At 61.1% G+C, this 16651-nt stretch carries 16 protein-coding genes; 14 read left to right on the forward strand and 2 right to left on the reverse strand.

The genetic code is table 11. The features are described from left to right. Positions 1–80 precede the first annotated feature (80 nt). Together FP026_RS10460 and FP026_RS10465 are read right to left on the reverse strand one after the other, a co-directional pair. The gene (locus FP026_RS10460; protein WP_149634549.1) at positions 81–1004 is read right to left on the reverse strand and encodes a response regulator transcription factor; all 924 of its coding nucleotides are present in this window, start codon (positions 1002–1004) and stop codon (positions 81–83) included. Then, positions 997–4386: a hybrid sensor histidine kinase/response regulator gene (locus tag FP026_RS10465; RefSeq protein WP_149634550.1), complete on the reverse strand. Its 3390-nt coding sequence runs from the start codon at positions 4384–4386 to the stop codon at positions 997–999. Before FP026_RS10465 ends, FP026_RS10460 begins: the two co-directional genes overlap by 8 nt. A gap of 229 nt (positions 4387–4615) precedes the next feature. Here FP026_RS10465 and urtA point away from each other — a divergent pair, with 229 nt between their 5' ends. The 14 genes from urtA (at position 4616) to ureE (ending at position 16642) form a co-directional block, all read left to right on the forward strand. Beyond that, a complete protein-coding gene (urtA, locus tag FP026_RS10470; protein WP_149634551.1) occupies positions 4616–5905 on the forward strand; it encodes an urea ABC transporter substrate-binding protein in 1290 nt (429 codons plus the stop codon). A gap of 72 nt (positions 5906–5977) precedes the next feature. Beyond that, entirely contained in the window at positions 5978–7603 is a 1626-nt protein-coding gene (gene urtB, locus FP026_RS10475) for an urea ABC transporter permease subunit UrtB (RefSeq protein ID WP_149634552.1), read from the forward strand. After that, positions 7600–8760: an urea ABC transporter permease subunit UrtC gene (gene urtC / locus FP026_RS10480; RefSeq protein WP_149634553.1), complete on the forward strand. Its 1161-nt coding sequence runs from the start codon at positions 7600–7602 to the stop codon at positions 8758–8760. The genes urtB and urtC overlap by 4 nt, the downstream gene beginning before the upstream one ends. Before the next feature lie 4 nt (positions 8761–8764). After that, positions 8765–9520 (forward strand): urea ABC transporter ATP-binding protein UrtD, encoded by a 756-nt coding sequence (gene urtD, locus FP026_RS10485; RefSeq protein WP_149634554.1) that lies wholly within the window; start codon positions 8765–8767, stop codon positions 9518–9520. 1 nt (position 9521) lies between these two features. Continuing rightward, the gene (gene urtE / locus FP026_RS10490) at positions 9522–10217 is read left to right on the forward strand and encodes an urea ABC transporter ATP-binding subunit UrtE (protein ID WP_149634555.1); all 696 of its coding nucleotides are present in this window, start codon (positions 9522–9524) and stop codon (positions 10215–10217) included. Positions 10218–10380: 163 nt separating this feature from the next. Next, positions 10381–11202: an urease accessory protein UreD gene (locus FP026_RS10495; RefSeq protein ID WP_149634556.1), complete on the forward strand. Its 822-nt coding sequence runs from the start codon at positions 10381–10383 to the stop codon at positions 11200–11202. A gap of 24 nt (positions 11203–11226) precedes the next feature. After that, the gene (locus tag FP026_RS10500; protein ID WP_034503828.1) at positions 11227–11529 is read left to right on the forward strand and encodes an urease subunit gamma; all 303 of its coding nucleotides are present in this window, start codon (positions 11227–11229) and stop codon (positions 11527–11529) included. Positions 11530–11536: 7 nt separating this feature from the next. After that, positions 11537–11791, forward strand: a complete 255-nt coding sequence (locus FP026_RS10505; protein WP_149634557.1) for a DUF1272 domain-containing protein — start codon at positions 11537–11539, stop codon at positions 11789–11791. 10 nt (positions 11792–11801) lie between these two features. Then, on the forward strand, positions 11802–12107 hold the full coding sequence (locus FP026_RS10510) for an urease subunit beta (protein WP_149634558.1): 306 nt from the start codon (positions 11802–11804) through the stop codon (positions 12105–12107). Positions 12108–12128: 21 nt separating this feature from the next. After that, complete coding sequence (locus FP026_RS10515; RefSeq protein ID WP_149634961.1) at positions 12129–12560, forward strand: lysozyme inhibitor LprI family protein; 432 nt, start codon at positions 12129–12131, stop codon at positions 12558–12560. 17 nt (positions 12561–12577) lie between these two features. After that, on the forward strand, positions 12578–13201 hold the full coding sequence (locus FP026_RS10520; protein WP_149634962.1) for a Urease operon accessory protein: 624 nt from the start codon (positions 12578–12580) through the stop codon (positions 13199–13201). A gap of 3 nt (positions 13202–13204) precedes the next feature. Beyond that, complete coding sequence (gene ureC, locus FP026_RS10525; protein ID WP_149634559.1) at positions 13205–14917, forward strand: urease subunit alpha; 1713 nt, start codon at positions 13205–13207, stop codon at positions 14915–14917. A 276-nt stretch (positions 14918–15193) separates the two neighbouring features. Next, a complete protein-coding gene (locus FP026_RS10530; protein WP_149634560.1) occupies positions 15194–16054 on the forward strand; it encodes a GGDEF domain-containing protein in 861 nt (286 codons plus the stop codon). A gap of 78 nt (positions 16055–16132) precedes the next feature. Continuing rightward, entirely contained in the window at positions 16133–16642 is a 510-nt protein-coding gene (ureE, locus tag FP026_RS10535) for an urease accessory protein UreE (RefSeq protein WP_149634561.1), read from the forward strand. Positions 16643–16651: the final 9 nt, after the last annotated feature.

Raw genomic sequence — 16651 nt, forward strand, 5'->3', positions numbered from 1 at the left:
AAAAATGCACTCAAATTGCGGACGACCGATCCATTTAGACTAGCCCTCTCCCCGCAAGCGGGGAGAGGGAATAATTTCGTCTACACCTCATGCAGAACATGCGCTGCCTTGACGGCGGCGGATGCCCGGTTCTCGACACCAAGCTTCACATAGATCTGTTCCAGATGCTTGTTCACCGTGCGGGCTGACAGCCCGAGGATTTCGCCTATGTCTCGGTTCGATTTGCCCTTGGCGAGCCATAGCAGCACCTCGGATTCGCGTTGCGTCAGCGCAAAGTGCTGGCGCAAGGCTTCGTCGTCGGCGCGCTGGCTGGTGGCCGTCAGGCGAAACAGATATTCGTCGGGGCCAATGGCGCCGAGGAAGGTGAATTGCAACGCCGCCTGGCCGCCGTTGCTGATCGAAAGAAGATTGTCGCGTGCGGTGCCGAGCCGCTCCCGTTCCTGCATGAAGGCGGCAATGTGTTTCGAGGCGAAATCAAGCCCGTCGTCGCTGCCGGTCGCGGCATTGATGAGGCGGGTCGCCTGCGGCGTCGACCAATGGATGGCGCCACTGCCCTTGACCGCAAGGAGATGGCGGCCGGCGGCGTCGAGTGCCACCCGCGCGCTCTGGGCGGAGCGGGCATTGCGCAGGTGAACACGGATGCGGGCGCGCAGCTCGTCGATATTGATCGGCTTCGTCAGATAATCGACGCCGCCCGATTCCAGCGCATGCACTACATGCTCGGTCTCGGTCAGCCCGGTCATGAAAACGACGGGAATCTGGGCGATGCCCGCATTGGCCTTCAGCCGGCGGCAGGTCTCAAAACCATCCATCGCCGGCATGACGGCGTCGAGCAGGATGAGATCGGGCGTGATGCGTTCGACGATGTTCAGTGCCGCCGATCCGGAGGTGGCGATCAGCACCGAGAAGCCGGACTGCTCGAGCGCGTCCGTCAGGAAGCCGAGCGCCTCGGGCGAATCGTCCACCAGCAAGACTATGTCGCGGGGAAGGGTGGGCTCAGCCAATCTGTTCTACCTTTTCAGTGTCGAAGGTGCGCAGCACGTTCAGGAACCCGTCGAGATCGAAGGCCTGGACGTGACCGCGCAAAGCGTCGGTGAAGGGCCTGTTCTCGTCGAGCTTGGCGAGATCAGCAAGCTTCGCCTCGATGCCCCTGATGTAGCCGATTTCGCCGAGCCGCATCAGTTCGCGGACATGCTCTATTCCCGGGCTCTTCAGGGGCGGTGGCGGCTTTGGCGCGACCGGGGCGGAGGCATCGGCATAGAGCCATTTCAGCCCGAGGTGCAGTGCAAGCTTGTCGCGAAGCTGACGGATGTCGACCGGCTTGGAGATGGCGTCGTTGTGGCTGTCGTCGCTGTCGGCCGCGGCGGCGGCATCGCCGATATTGGCCGACAGCATGAGGATCGGCGCCGTCTGGCCGTTTTCCCGGAGGCGCGAAACGAGCTGCCAGCCGTTCATGCCTGGCATGGAGATATCGACCAGGAACAGATCCGGCTTGATGCCTTCGATCAGCGTCAGGCAGTCGGGGCCGCCGGCGGCGGTCAGCACGATGAAATCGAGCGGCGACAGGATCTCGCGCATCAGTTCGCGATGATCCTCGTTGTCGTCGACGACGACCACTGTGCGACGCGGGCCTTCATAGCCGGCAATCCGCTGTTCCTGCGCCGGCGGTTTCATCGGGCGGATCACGGCCGACAGCATCAGGCGCACCCTGAAGGTCGAGCCCACGTCCTTCTCGCTTGAGACCGAAATCTCGCCGCCGAGCGTATTCGTCAGCAATTGCGTGATGGTGAGGCCGAGGCCAAGGCCCGGCATCGGCCTGACGCTGTCGGCTTCGCCGCGCTGGAAGGGCTCGTAGATGCGGGTGATGTCCTTTGCCGCGATGCCGCGGCCGGTATCGGAAACGGTGAAGGTGGCGACCTGGTTTCGGTAAGCCACCTCGAAGCGGACGGTTCCGGTATCGGTGAACTTGATGGCGTTGGAAAGGAGATTGACGAGGATCTGGCGCAGCCGCTTTTCGTCGGTGCGGACATAGTCGGGTAGCACTGCAGAGCGCTCATGAATGAAGGTCAGCCCCTTGGCCTGCGCCTGGGGATGGAACATGTCGAGGATCTGGTCGAGAAAATCCTGGATATTGATCTCATTGGAATAGACCTGCAGGCGGCCGGCCTCGATCTTGGAAATGTCCAGCAGCCCGTCGATCAGACCCGAGAGATGCTCGGCGCTGCGGCGGATGACTTTGAGTGAGGACTGCCGGGGTGCCGGAATGGTCTCGTCACGCTCCAATATCTGCGCATAGCCGAGCACGGCATTGAGCGGCGTGCGTAGTTCGTGGCTGAGGCCGACGACATAGCGGCTCTTGGCGCGGTTTGCAGCCTCTGCCGCCTCCTTGGCACCTTGCAGGGCAGCGTCCGTCTTCTTGTGCGCGGCAATTTCCTTCAGCAGCAGCGTGTTCTGGCGCGAGGATTCCTCCTCGGCGACCACGCGGCTGTCATGGGCAAGCACATAGAACCAGCAAACGACGCCGGCGATGACGGCAAAGACGAAGAAGACGATGAGAATGGTGCGATTGACGACGGCCGCCGTCTCCGGAGAAGCGGCGCCGACCTGATGCGCGATCATCGCCAGGATCGCACCCACGGCGGTCAGCGCCACGGCGACGGCAATGCCGTAGCGGCCGAGGCGCGTGGCGAGCTTCGCGACGATGCTTTCCGGCAGCAGAGTCCTTGCGACGGTGGCGACCTGCGTATTGAGCCGCGCTTTCGGCTTGCACATGTCGTGGCAGCGGCTGTCGAGTGAACAGCAGAGCGAGCAGATCGGCGCAGCATAGGCCGGGCACCATGCCATATCCTCCGGCTCGAACGGATGTTCGCAGACGGAGCAGGTGATGGTCGTCAGGTTCTTCCAGCTCTGTCGCGGCTTGCGGGCAAGGTAATATTTGCCGCCGGTCGCCCAGGCGATGGCGGGCGAGGCGATGAGTGCGACGATCAGGGTGATATAGGGCGCAAGCGACGCTGCGGTCGAGCCGAAAGCGCCGAAATGGGCGATCAGCGAGATTGTCGCGGATAGTGCCATGGCGCCGAGGCCGACCGGATTGATGTCGTAGAGATGCGCGCGCTTGAATTCGATGCCGGGTGGGGCCAGCCCCAGCGGCTTGTTGATGAAGAGATCGGCGGAGATGGTGCAGAGCCAGGCCATGGCGATGATCGAGAAGATGCCGAGCGTCTCTTCCAGCAGCCGGTAGATGCCGAGTTCCATCAACAAGAGCGCGATGGCGACATTGAAGACGAGCCAGATCACGCGGCCGGGATGGCTGTGCGTCAGCCGCGAAAAGAAGTTCGACCATGCGAGTGAACCCGCATAAGCATTCATGACGTTGATCTTCAGCTGCGAGATCATCACGAAGGCGGCCATCAGAAGCAGCGCGGCATTGTGCCAGGGGATCATATAGCCGAAGGCGGTCAGATACATCTGCGCTGGATCGGCGGCGCGATCGGCCGGCACGCCTGACGTCAGCGTCAGAACGACGAGAAAGGAACCCGCCAGCAGCTTGGGCGCGCCGATGATGACCCATCCCGGTCCGGCGAGGAAGATAGCAAGGCGATGGCGCCATTTGCGATGGCCGTCCGGTGGCAGGAAGCGCAGGAAATCGGCCTGCTCGCCGATCTGCGACATCAGCGCAAGGATGACGGCAGAAGCGGCGCCGAACTCGACCAGATCGAAGGGAGCAGCGCTGCCAGGGGCGCTCGCTGCATGGTGAATGCCGGCAAAGGCCCGCCAGAGATCGAATTTTCCCCAATCGGCAAAGGCGATGAAGACGAAGGGCAGGATGTTGAGAACGATCCAGAAGGGCTGTGTCAGCAGTTGGAACCGGCTGATGAGACGCACACCATGGGTAACCAGCGGAATGACCATGACGGCGCTGATGATATAGCCGATCCACACGGGTATGCCGAGCGTCAGCTCCAGCGCCCCGGACATGATCGAGGCTTCGATCGCAAACAGCATGAAGGTGAAACTGGCATAGATCAGCGAAGTGATGGTCGAGCCGATATAGCCGAAGCTCGCGCCGCGCGTCAGAAGATCGATGTCGACGCCGTGGCGGATAGCGTAGCGGCTAATCGGCAAGCCCACCGCCAGCATGACGAGGCTGGCGACGATGATGGCGTAGAAGGCGTTGGTCGTGCCGTAGGAAAGCGTGATCGTGCCGCCGATCGCCTCCAGCGCCAGGAAGGAAATGGCGCCGATCGCGGTTTGCGAGATACGCTGTGAGGAAAATTGGCGCGCGCTCTTGGCGGTGAAACGCAAGGCGTAGTCTTCCAGCGTCTGGTTCGCGACCCAGCGATTATACTCGCGTCTTACTGGAATGATGCGTTGCCGCGCAGCCATGCTTACCCTTCAGCGGTCCCGCCTTGGTAGTTCCGGCGGTCCAGAGATGTCGTAACATGGATCGATACGGTGCTTAAGTGCATGCGAGTGCTCAAAGCTGCACATTTCGCCCCGACGTCTACGTCATTTTACGTATGTGGTTTCCCGAGGGAGCGCCGGATAGTCGCTGAAGGCAACGGTTCATCTTCGTTTACCGGCCGTTGCGGCAGACAAAAGAGGGGAACCACGGATGAAATTCAAGACTCTCGTCTCCGGCGCACTGCTCGGCGCCATCATGTCCACGACAGCATTTCACGGCGCCTTTGCCGCTGACGACACCATCAAGGTCGGCGTGCTGCATTCGCTTTCCGGCACCATGGCGATCTCGGAAACGACGCTCAAGGACGCCATGCTGATGCTCATCGACGAGCAGAACAAGAAGGGCGGTGTTCTCGGAAAGAAGCTCGAGCCCGTCGTCGTCGACCCGGCTTCCGACTGGCCGCTCTTTGCCGAAAAGGCCCGCGAACTGATCCAGAAGGACAAGGTCTCCGCCGTGTTCGGCTGCTGGACTTCGGTGTCGCGCAAGTCGGTTCTGCCCGTCTTCAAGGAACTGAATTCGATCCTGTTCTATCCGGTGCAGTTCGAAGGCGAAGAGTCCGAGCGTAATGTCTTCTATACGGGCGCTGCTCCCAACCAGCAGGCGATCCCGGCTGTCGACTACCTGATGAAGAACGAAGGCGTGCAGCGCTGGGTGCTCGAAGGCACGGACTATGTCTATCCGCGTACGACCAACAAGATCCTCGAGGCCTATCTGAAGTCCAAGGGCGTCAAGGACGAGGACATCATCATCAACTACACGCCGTTCGGTTTCTCCGACTGGCAGACGGAAGTTTCCAAGATCAAGGCCTTCGGCGCGGCCGGCAAGAAGACGGCCGTCGTTTCCACCATCAACGGCGACGCCAATGTTCCCTTCTACAAGGAACTGGGCAACCAGGGCGTCAAGGCCGAGGACATCCCGGTCGTCGCCTTCTCGGTCGGCGAAGAAGAGCTTGCCGGCGTCGACACCAAGCCGCTGGTCGGGCATCTCGCCGCCTGGAACTACTTCCAGTCGGTCGATACCCCCGCCAACGCCGCCTTCATCAAGGAATGGCACGCCTACACCAAGAGCGACAAGCGCGTCACCAACGACCCGATGGAAGCCGCCTATATCGGCTTCAACATGTGGGTGAAGGCTGTCGAGAAGGCCGGCACGACCGATCCGGACAAGGTGATCGACGCGCTCGTCGGCGTCTCGGTTCCGAACCTCACCGGTGGCACCGCCACCATGATGCCGAACCACTACATCACCAAGCCGGTGCTGATCGGTGAAGTGCAGGAGAACGGCCAGTTCGACGTCGTTTCGCAGACCCCAGCAGTGGTCGGCAAGGAATGGTCAGACTACCTGCCGGACAGCAAGGATCTGATCTCGGATTGGCGCATGCCGATGAACTGCGGCAACTTTAACGTTTCCACCGGCAAGTGCGGCGGCAAGGGTTCTTGATATCAGCCCAGATGACGCAAGACCGCTGCGGGCAGGCTTTTCTGCCCGCGGCAGCTTGAGGGGACAAGCCTAATGTTCGACAAATTCGTTTACCGCATGGCCTTGGCGCTGGTCGTCGGCTTCTGCCTGATGCTGGCGCTGACGGCGACGAGCCTGCGCGCCCAGGAGGACGCCCACGGCCTGATCAATTCGCTCGGGCAGGCCAATTTCCAGAAGGCCGGCGAGATCGTTCAAGATCTGGCGAAAACAGGTGATCCCAAAGTGGTGCCGGCATTGCAGGCCTTCTCGGACGGCGACCTCTATATAAGAAAATCCGACAACCAAGTGTTCATCGCCAAGTCTTCCGGCGACATGATGGATCTGGTGGATCCGCTGACCGGGCAAGCGGCCGGCCAGGAAGCCAAGGACAATCTCGGCAAGATCAAGATCAACAACAATCTGCGCCGCGCGGTTCGCGCGGCTCTTGGCGGTCTGACGCTGATGAGCCCGGATCGCGCAACGCGGCTCTCGGCCGCGCAATCCGTTTTGAAGGCCCCAAGCGCGGATTCGCTTGATGCCGTCGAGACCGCGCTGCAGAGCGAGAAGGACGGAGAAATTCGCGGCGTGCTTGAGCGCGCAAGGGCTGTTGCCGTGCTCGGTTCGGATCGCCCGGTGGAAGACAAGAAGGCGGCGATCGAGACGATCAAGAACGAAGGCGGCCGGGATGTGATCGGCCTTCTTTCTTCTGTATCTGTTGATGATAGCCTCAAGCCGGATGTCGCTGCCGCCATTGCCGGCATTCAGGAGCAGTTGAAGTTCTGGGATGCGGTGCAGAACGTCTGGTACGGTCTGTCGCTCGGCTCCGTGCTGCTTCTGGCTGCCATCGGCCTCGCCATCACCTTCGGCGTCATGGGCATCATCAACATGGCGCATGGCGAGATGGTGATGCTCGGCGCCTATTCGACCTTCGTGGTTCAAAGCATCATTCGGACCTCATATCCCCAACTGTTCGACTGGTCGCTGGCGATTGCGTTGCCGGTCGCCTTCATCGTCACCGGCGCCGTCGGCCTCGTCATCGAGCGCGGCGTCATTCGCTTCCTCTATGGCCGGCCGCTTGAGACGCTGCTTGCCACCTGGGGCATTTCGCTGATCCTGCAGCAAGCGGTGCGCTCGATCTTCGGGCCGACCAACCAGGAGGTCGGCAACCCCTCGTGGATGTCGGGCTCGTTCGACTTCGGCTATCTCTCCGTTACCTGGAACCGGCTCTGGATCATCGTCTTTGCGCTCGGCGTCTTCGTGGCGCTGTTGCTTCTCCTCAAGCGTTCAGCCTTCGGGCTGCAGATGCGGGCGGTGACGCAGAACCGGCGCATGGCGTCCTCGATGGGGATCCGCACATCCTGGGTCGATGCCTTCACCTTTGCGCTGGGGTCGGGCATTGCCGGCATGGCGGGTGTCGCGCTCTCGCAGATCGACAACGTCTCGCCTAATCTTGGCCAGAGCTACATCATCGACAGTTTCATGGTGGTGGTCTTCGGCGGGGTCGGCAATCTCTGGGGGACGCTTGTCGGCGCCTTCTCGCTCGGCATCCTCAACAAGTTCCTCGAACCCTATGCGGGAGCGGTCCTCGGCAAGATCCTCGTTCTCGTCCTCATCATCCTCTTTATTCAGAAACGTCCGCGCGGGCTCTTCGCGCTCAAGGGAAGGGCGGTGGAAGCATGATCACGGCCTTTATCCTCCGCTCGCTCGACCGGCGCATCAGCATCGCGATCGCCATCCTGCTTGCCGCCGCCGTGCTTGTACCGCTGTCGAACCTCCTGCTGCCGGAAACGAGCGCATTGCATGTACCCACCTATCTGATGTCGCTGTTCGGCAAGTATCTGACCTATGCACTGCTAGCCCTGGCGCTCGATCTCGTCTGGGGCTATTGCGGCATTCTCTCGCTCGGTCACGGCGCCTTCTTCGCGCTTGGCGGCTATGCTATGGGCATGTATCTGATGCGGCAGATCGGCTCGCGCGGCACCTACGGCAATCCGCTGCTGCCCGACTTCATGGTCTTTTTGAACTGGAAGGAACTGCCGTGGTTCTGGCATGGATTCGATCAGTTCTGGTTCGCCATGCTGATGGTCCTTGTCGCACCCGGCCTGCTTGCCTTCGTCTTCGGCTGGTTTGCCTTCCGCTCGCGCGTCAACGGCGTCTATCTGTCGATCATCACGCAGGCGATGACCTATGCGCTGCTGCTTGCTTTCTTCCGCAACGACATGGGATTCGGCGGCAATAATGGCCTGACCGACTTCAAGGATATTCTCGGCTTCAACATCCAGGCCGATGGCACCCGTGCCGTGCTCTTTGCCGTGACGGCGGTGTTCCTGGCGCTGGCGCTGATGCTGTCCTCGGCCGTCGTCCGTTCGAAGTTCGGCAAGGTGCTTGTGGGTGTGCGCGATGCGGAAAGTCGCACGCGTTTCCTCGGCTATCGCGTCGAACATATGAAGCTCTTCGTCTTCGTCGTCTCGGCGATGATGGCGGGGATCGCCGGCGCCCTCTACGTTCCGCAGATCGGCATCATCAACCCCGGCGAATTCGCTCCTGCCAATTCGATCGAAGTGGTCATCTGGACGGCGGTGGGCGGCCGGGCGACGCTGATTGGGCCGATCATCGGCGCTATCCTCGTCAATGGTGGCAAGACTGTCTTTACCGGCCTGTTTCCCGAGTTTTGGCTCTTCGCGCTCGGTGGGTTGTTCGTCGCGGTGACGCTGTTCCTGCCGAAGGGCATCGTCGGAACGATCGCTCCTTATATCGGCCGCAAGCATAGACCGGCGACACCGCAGTCCAAGGTCGCGGAAGACGAAGCCAGCAAGCCCGTACAGGCGGCGGAGTGAGACCATGATCCCGGACATTAAACCCAACAGCATGCTCTACCTCAACAACGTCTCGGTATCCTTCGACGGCTTCAAGGCTTTGAACTCGCTGTCGATCGTCATTGAGCCGGGCGAGCTTCGCGCCATCATCGGCCCGAACGGCGCCGGCAAGACCACGATGATGGATATCATCACCGGCAAGACGCGACCCGACGAGGGCGAAGTGTTCTTCAACGGCCAGGTCGACCTCACCAAGAAGGACGAGGCTGATATCGCCCAGCTCGGTATCGGACGGAAATTCCAGAAGCCGACCGTCTTCGAAAGCCATACGGTCTGGGACAATCTTGAACTGGCGCTCAACCGCAGTCGCGGCGTCTTCGCGACGCTCTTCTACCGGCTGACGCCGGCCGATCGCGATCGTATCGAGGAAATCCTCGAGACTGTGCGGCTTTCGCATCGGCAGGACGAGCTGGCGGCAAATCTTTCACACGGCCAGAAGCAGTGGCTGGAGATCGGCATGCTGCTTGCGCAGGAGCCGAAGCTCCTGCTGGTCGATGAACCGGTGGCGGGCATGACGGACGCCGAGACGGCTGAGACGGCGGTGCTCTTGAAGGAGATTGCCAAGACGCGCTCGGTCGTGGTGGTCGAACACGATATGGGCTTCATCCGCGATCTCGGCGTCAAGGTGACGTGTCTCGCGGAAGGGTCGGTTTTGGCGGAAGGATCGATCGATTTCGTCAGCAGCGATCCGAAGGTGATCGAGAATTATCTGGGGCGGTGAGATGCTGACAGTCGAAAACGCAAATCTCCATTATGGCGCCGCACAGGCGCTGCGCGGCATCTCCGTCAAGGCGGAAATGGGCAAGATCACCTGTGTCCTCGGGCGTAATGGCGTCGGCAAAAGCTCGCTCTTGCGCGCCGTCACCGGGCAGCATGCGCTGTCGGCCGGCACGGTTGCGTTCAATGGCGTAACGCTGAACGGCATGGCGCCGTTCGCGCGCGCCAAGCAGGGGATCGGCTATGTGCCGCAGGGACGCGAGATATTTCCGCTTTTAACCGTGAAGGAAAATCTCGAAACCGGCTATGCACCGCTTTCTCGCCGCGACCGCAGCATTCCCGATGATATCTACAGCCTGTTTCCCGTGTTGAAATCCATGCTGTCGCGCCGCGGCGGCGATCTCTCGGGCGGCCAGCAGCAGCAATTGGCGATCGGGCGGGCGATGGTGACGCGGCCGAAGATACTGGTTCTGGACGAACCGACCGAGGGCATCCAGCCGTCGATCATCAAGGATATCGGCCGAGCGATCCGCTATCTCAGGGATTCCACCGGCATGGCGATCCTGCTGGTCGAGCAATATCTCGATTTCTGCCGCGAGCTTGCCGATTATGTCTACATCATGGATCGCGGCGAGATCGTGCATGAGGGGTTGGCGGAAACGCTGGATACGCCGGAGGCCCGCCGGCATCTGACCGTCTGAGGCGACTGCCTTTCTTTTCGGCTTTTGACGAAAAATGCGGCTGACATGACTGATAATGGGCCGATATCACGTGGCATCGCATAAGGCACAGAAATTGCTTGCGTTTATTCCTTGCCGGGTTTCAATGACCGGTCGTGGAATGGTGTGGTGTGTGGAGAGGCAGATGGCGATGACGGCGGCAGGCACGAGACCGCAGAGGGCGCGTGGTCGCGGCCATCTTGCGGCCAAGTCGCTTGGCGGCCGTACGCGCCTTGCCGAGCTCTTTCAGGAAGGGGCTGCCAAGATCAGGCTGCCGGAGACCTTCGACCATTCCATGGAAGCCGTCATCATCAACACCGCCGGCGGTTTGACAGGCGGCGATAGAATGGATTGGAGCGTCGTCGCCGCGCCGGGCACGCGCATCGATGTGACGACGCAGGCCTGCGAGAAGATCTACAAGGCTTCTGCTGGTACCGCCGGGGTGGAGACATCCATAAGGGTTGGTGCCGGCGCGCGGGTCGATTGGCTGCCGCAGGAGACCATCCTGTTCGATCGGGCATCGCTTTCGCGTGCGCTGAATGTAGAGCTTGACGACACAGCCGAATTCCTCGCCGTCGAGGCGATCCTGCTCGGGCGGAAAGCCATGGGCGAGGCCATGGAGCAGGGGCTGTTCCGCGATCGCTGGCGCATCCGTCGCGGCGGACGGCTTGTCCATGCCGAGGAGCTGCGTCTGGACGGCGATGTGGCCGCATTGACTGCCAAGGCGGCTGTCCTGGGTGGTCAAGTTGCCTTTGCGACCCTGCTGTATGTCGGGCCGCAGGCCGAGGCCTATCTCGGCCGTATCAGGCCGCTCCTCGAAAACCATATGGGCGGCGCCAGCCAATGGGGCGAGAAGCTCGTCGTGCGCCTTGCCGCCGCCGATGGTTTCGCGCTCAGAAAAATCCTCATCCCGATCATTTCCGTCTTGCGCAATGGAGCGCCTGTGCCGAAAGTCTGGAACCTGTAGTCCTAGAAATCACATAGGTAGGCGATGAACCTCACTCCGAGAGAAAAAGACAAGCTGCTGATTTCCATGGCGGCGATGGTGGCGCGGCGGCGGCTGGAGCGCGGCGTCAAGCTCAATCATCCCGAAGCCATCGCGCTGATCACGGACTTCGTGGTCGAAGGCGCGCGCGACGGCCGGCCGGTTGCCGAGCTTATGGAGGCCGGCGCCCATGTCATCACCCGCGATCAGGTGATGGAAGGCATCGCCGAGATGATTCACGACGTTCAGGTCGAGGCGACGTTCCCCGACGGCACCAAGCTCGTGACCGTCCACGAGCCGATCCGGTGAAGCTGCCATGCTGGAACTGAGACCCAATTGCGAATGCTGCGACAGGGATTTGCCACCGGACAGCGAGGAGGCGATGATCTGCACTTTCGAGTGCACCTTCTGCGCCGATTGCGCCGATACGGTGCTGGACGGCGTCTGCCCGAATTGCGGCGGTGACTTCGTTCGGCGGCCCATCCGCCCGTTGGCGTTGCTTGCCAAATATCCCGCTTCGACCAAGCGTGTTCTGAAAGCTGAGGGATGCGCGCCCGTCCGGGCTGCATGAGGAGAGAACCATGATCCCAGGTGAAATCATCGCCGCAGGTGGCGACATCGAACTCAATGCCGGAGCGCCGACCGTGACGCTGGAGGTTTCCAATACCGGCGACCGGCCGGTGCAGGTCGGCAGCCACTATCATTTTGCGGAAACCAATGCGGGGCTTTCCTTCGACCGCAACAAGGCGAAAGGGATGCGGCTCGATATTCCAGCCGGAACCGCCGTGCGTTTCGAACCGGGACAGACACGTTCGGTCACCCTGATCCCGCTGTCGGGCAAGCGCGAAGTCTACGGCTTCCGCCAGCAGGTCATGGGCAAGCTTTAGGGTAGGAGAAGCTCGATGCCGATGAAATTGCTTGTGTCTGCCGCGGCTCTTGCCACAGCCCTCGTCTGCGGTCCCGCCTTTGCGCAGACCAATGCGGATGAACCGAAGGTCGATTGCGCCAAGGCGGAGACGCAGCTGGACCTGAACACTTGCAGTGCGCTCGATTTCGACAAGGCCGACAAGGCGCTGAACGCGCAATACAGGAAGACGCGCGCGGCAATGGTCGCCATCGATTCGGATCTCGACAATAACATGAAGGGCGCGGAAAAGGCGCTCATCAAGGCGCAGCGCGCCTGGGTGGATTATCGCGACGGCGAGTGCGAGGCGCAGGGTTTTCAGGCGCGCGGTGGCTCCATGGAGCCCATGCTTGTTTCCGGTTGCAAAGCTGATTTGACCAAGAAGCGAACGAAGGAATTGAAGGATCTCGCCGCGGGGCCGGAGGGCAATCAGTGAGCTTGAGGCGCACCATGATGATCGTCGGCAATGGTGAGATCGCGGCAGGCGCAGCAGCCGTCATCGATGCCGCCGATCTCGTGATCCGCTTCAACGATTGTCGCTCGATGGGGGCCGGCGGCAGCCGCACCGATGTCGTCGCCGTCTGCAACACGGGCCGGCCGGCGCGCGCCATGCTCGGCTCGGCCGAGTGGCGCAAGAGCCCCGCCGTCGCCTCCGCATCCGAAATCTGGAGCGTGCGTGATCCAGGAAAATTCGCTGCGCTGCGGGCGTCGCTGGCGATCTCGCATCCGGAACTCGATGATTTCTGCGATGATTATACCGATCAGTTCGCCGCCTTCTGCCATGCCACGGGCAAACGGCATGTCGTGATCGATCAATCCGTTCACGAAGGCGTGGACGCGGCGTTGGCGGGTTACGATCCCGGCTCCTACGTGGTGCCGAGCAGCGGCATGATCGTGATTGCCGATGTGCTGTTGCGCCATCCCGACGACGATATCGCCATTACCGGCTTCAGCCACACGGGCTGGGAAGAACATCCGTTTGCCGCCGAGAAACGGCTGGTGAACGCTTACATATCCGTCGGCCGCCTGCGGCGCCTTGCCGACACGAACCTCATCTCTGCCTCCCAAGGAGACTGATCCATGCCCTACAAGATTTCCCGCGCCGCCTATGCCAACATGTTCGGACCGACCGTCGGCGACAAGGTTCGGCTGGCCGATACCGAATTGTTCATCGAGGTGGAGAAGGATTTCACCACCTATGGCGAGGAAGTGAAGTTCGGCGGCGGCAAGGTCATCCGCGATGGCATGGGCCAGAGCCAGGTGACGCGCGCCAACGGTGCCGTCGATACCGTCATCACCAATGCGCTGATCCTCGACCATTGGGGGATCGTGAAAGCGGATATCGGCTTGAAGGACGGCCGCATCATCGCGATCGGCAAGGCCGGCAATCCGGACATGCAGCCTGATGTCAACATCATCGTCGGACCGGGCACGGAAGCGATCGCGGGCGAGGGCAAGATCGTCACCGCCGGCGGCATGGACAGCCATATCCATTTCATCTGCCCGCAGCAGATCGAGGAAGCCCTGATGTCGGGCATCACCACCATGCTCGGCGGCGGTACCGGCCCGGCCCATGGGACGCTGGCAACGACCTGCACGCCTGGCCCCTGGCATCTGGCGCGCATGATCGAAGCTTTCGATGCCTTTCCGATGAATATCGGCTTGTCGGGCAAGGGCAATGCGTCCTTGCCCGCTGCCCTGGAAGAGATGGTGCTTGGCGGTGCTTGCTCGCTCAAGCTGCATGAGGACTGGGGCACGACACCGGCGGCGATCGACTGCTGCCTCAGCGTTGCCGATGAATACGACGTTCAGGTGATGATCCACACGGATACCTTGAACGAAAGCGGCTTTGTCGAGGATACGATCGGCGCCATCAAGGGGCGTACGATCCATGCATTCCATACCGAGGGCGCAGGCGGCGGGCACGCGCCCGATATCATCAAGATCTGCGGCCAGTCGAACGTCATCCCGTCATCGACCAATCCGACGCGTCCCTATACGGTTAATACGATTGCCGAGCATCTGGATATGCTGATGGTCTGCCATCACCTGTCGCCGTCAATCCCGGAGGATATCGCCTTTGCCGAAAGCCGAATCCGCAAGGAGACGATTGCCGCGGAGGATATTCTCCACGATATCGGCGCCTTCTCGATCATTTCATCCGACAGTCAGGCCATGGGCCGCGTCGGTGAAGTGGCAATCCGCACCTGGCAGACCGCCGACAAGATGAAGCGCCAGCGCGGCCGCCTGGCGCAGGAGATTGGCGACAACGACAATTTCCGGGTGAAGCGCTACATCGCCAAATATACGATCAACCCGGCGATCGCGCATGGCGTCAGCCATGAGGTCGGTTCGATCGAAGTCGGCAAGCGTGCCGATCTGGTATTGTGGAATCCGGCCTTCTTCGGTGTGAAACCGGAGATGGTGCTGCTCGGTGGGTCCATTGCCGCGGCGCCCATGGGCGACCCGAATGCTTCGATCCCGACGCCACAGCCGATGCACTACCGGCCGATGTTCGGCGCCTACGGCAAGAATCGGACGAACTCCTCCGTGACCTTCGTTTCGCAGGCCGCTTTCGATGCCGGGCTTGCCGGCAAGCTCGGCGTCGCCAAGGCGCTGCTGCCTGTCAGGAACACCCGCGGCGGCATCTCCAAGGCATCGATGATCCATAACAGCCTCACGCCGCATATCGAGGTGGATCCAGAAACCTATGAAGTGCGCGCCGATGGCGAGCTCCTGACCTGCGAGCCGGCGACGCTGCTGCCGATGGCGCAGCGTTATTTCCTGTTCTGAGGCCGTTTCCAGGCACGACCATCGGCGAATTTGAGAAAACCCAGGTTTTCCGGGGTTTTTCCGATGCTGCGCGCCGAATGCGGTTTTGTGGAAAGCGTGGTGTGGCGGTGCTGGCGCGTCGCATTTCCATGCGCAACCCTGATTTTGCGGATGAACGCTCTTGGTTGTTCACAACTTGGGAAATGCAACGCATTTTAATCATTACATTAAAGACCTGGAAGCGCCTTCACCCCTATCTCACATGATCGAAACGGTAGGCTGAGGAAGGTGAATCGCATGAAAAGATGGATTTCGCTGCAGGCCGAGCTCGGTAACTTTCAGCAGCGACGTGCGATTTTTATTTTCGCGCTTAAGATGAGTTTTGTCGCCGTCATCATGTCGCTGGCCATCATCCTGGCGATGCTTTTCCTGCTGCAGTGGTTCGATCTTCTGCCGCTGCCGATTCTGGAGGCGATGCGCTTCGGCGTTCTTCTCGCGTGGATCATCGGCGGCACAGTTTCCGGCGCGGTGGCGGTGCTGGCGGGCTTTTCGATTCACAGGTTGGCCGTCTCCCGCGCCGAATTCGAGCGGCTGAGCCGCACCGACATGCTGTCCGGCCTGCTCAATCGCCGCGCTTTCACCGAGGCGTTGGATACGGCTGCGGACGGTGCTTCACTGGTCATCTTCGACCTCGACCGGTTCAAGGCAGTCAACGATCGCTTCGGACACGCATCCGGCGATGCCGTGATCATTACGGTGTCGCAGATACTTTCCAGCGTCTTTACCGGAGATGACGTGATTGCCCGGCTTGGCGGCGAGGAATTCGGCGCGATCATTTATGGTGGTGACACCGCCGAGCGCATTGCTCGCATCGAGGAAATCAAGGAGCGGATCGCTGAACACCCGATCGCCGTCGATGGCGGTTCGGTGAAGATCACCATGTCCGCCGGGATTGCCGACATCACCAGGGATCGCAAGACGGAAACCGTCTATGCCGCGGCCGATAAGGCCCTTTATCTTGCCAAAACGCTCGGCCGCAATCGTGTCATGCACGAGAGCGAGCGACTGTCCCAGGTTTGGCATCGCTGCGCGACGGAGCATGAACAGGAAGCGACGACCGATCCCCGGGAACTGCAGCGCTATGTGCGGCGGATGTAGCGCATAGGCGCGTCATTGATGCTTGCACAGCCGGTGACTATTTTGCATGGTCTGACAAAGTCATAATCTGGAACCGCCATGCAACGCGTCACCTCCTATCTGCCGGCCGGCACCCCTTCTTCCAACCCGATCGATCGTGTCGTCCTACCGCATGATCTCAGGCATCTTCGCCGCAAGCTGCTGCATCTCGAAAATGGCGACATGGTCATGCTCGACCTCAAGGAGCCGGTGCTGTTTGCGAGCGGCGATCTGCTGGTGCGCGAGGATGGCGAACTGATCGAAATCGTCGCGGCCGACGAAAAGCTTTTCGAGATTCGTCCGCGCGACCGCAGGCATCTGATCGAGCTTGCCTGGCATCTCGGCAACCGGCATCTGTCCGCGCAGATCGAGGAAGAGCGTATCCTGATCCTGCGTGACCACGTGATCCGCGCCATGCTCGAAGGGCTTGGGGCTGTCGTGACCGAGGTGAGCGAGCCTTTCCAGCCTGCTCGCGGCGCCTATCACTCCCATGGCGGCCATTCGCACGGGCACAATCACGATCACGATCAGGGGCACGGGCATGATCATCATGATCACTCGCACGATTGAACATCGATG

The sequence above is a fragment of the Martinezella tropici genome (assembly GCF_008370325.1).
In the GTDB taxonomy this organism is placed as follows: Bacteria; Pseudomonadota; Alphaproteobacteria; order Rhizobiales; family Rhizobiaceae; genus Rhizobium; species Rhizobium tropici_B.

Excerpts from the sequence above, each read along its gene's own strand:
- urtD (WP_149634554.1), top strand. The coding sequence starts at position 8,765 with ATGATCCCGGACATTAAACCCAACAGCATGCTCTACCTCAACAACGTC.
- FP026_RS10520 (WP_149634962.1), top strand. The coding sequence starts at position 12,578 with ATGATCGTCGGCAATGGTGAGATCGCGGCAGGCGCAGCAGCCGTCATC.
- FP026_RS10500 (WP_034503828.1), top strand. The coding sequence starts at position 11,227 with ATGAACCTCACTCCGAGAGAAAAAGACAAGCTGCTGATTTCCATGGCG.
- FP026_RS10530 (WP_149634560.1), top strand. The coding sequence starts at position 15,194 with ATGAAAAGATGGATTTCGCTGCAGGCCGAGCTCGGTAACTTTCAGCAG.
- FP026_RS10495 (WP_149634556.1), top strand. The coding sequence starts at position 10,381 with ATGGCGATGACGGCGGCAGGCACGAGACCGCAGAGGGCGCGTGGTCGC.
- FP026_RS10510 (WP_149634558.1), top strand. The coding sequence starts at position 11,802 with ATGATCCCAGGTGAAATCATCGCCGCAGGTGGCGACATCGAACTCAAT.
- FP026_RS10515 (WP_149634961.1), top strand. The coding sequence starts at position 12,129 with ATGAAATTGCTTGTGTCTGCCGCGGCTCTTGCCACAGCCCTCGTCTGC.
- ureE (WP_149634561.1), top strand. The coding sequence starts at position 16,133 with ATGCAACGCGTCACCTCCTATCTGCCGGCCGGCACCCCTTCTTCCAAC.
- urtA (WP_149634551.1), top strand. The coding sequence starts at position 4,616 with ATGAAATTCAAGACTCTCGTCTCCGGCGCACTGCTCGGCGCCATCATG.
- ureC (WP_149634559.1), top strand. The coding sequence starts at position 13,205 with ATGCCCTACAAGATTTCCCGCGCCGCCTATGCCAACATGTTCGGACCG.
- urtB (WP_149634552.1), top strand. The coding sequence starts at position 5,978 with ATGTTCGACAAATTCGTTTACCGCATGGCCTTGGCGCTGGTCGTCGGC.
- FP026_RS10505 (WP_149634557.1), top strand. The coding sequence starts at position 11,537 with ATGCTGGAACTGAGACCCAATTGCGAATGCTGCGACAGGGATTTGCCA.
- urtE (WP_149634555.1), top strand. The coding sequence starts at position 9,522 with ATGCTGACAGTCGAAAACGCAAATCTCCATTATGGCGCCGCACAGGCG.
- FP026_RS10465 (WP_149634550.1), bottom strand. The coding sequence starts at position 4,386 with ATGGCTGCGCGGCAACGCATCATTCCAGTAAGACGCGAGTATAATCGC.
- urtC (WP_149634553.1), top strand. The coding sequence starts at position 7,600 with ATGATCACGGCCTTTATCCTCCGCTCGCTCGACCGGCGCATCAGCATC.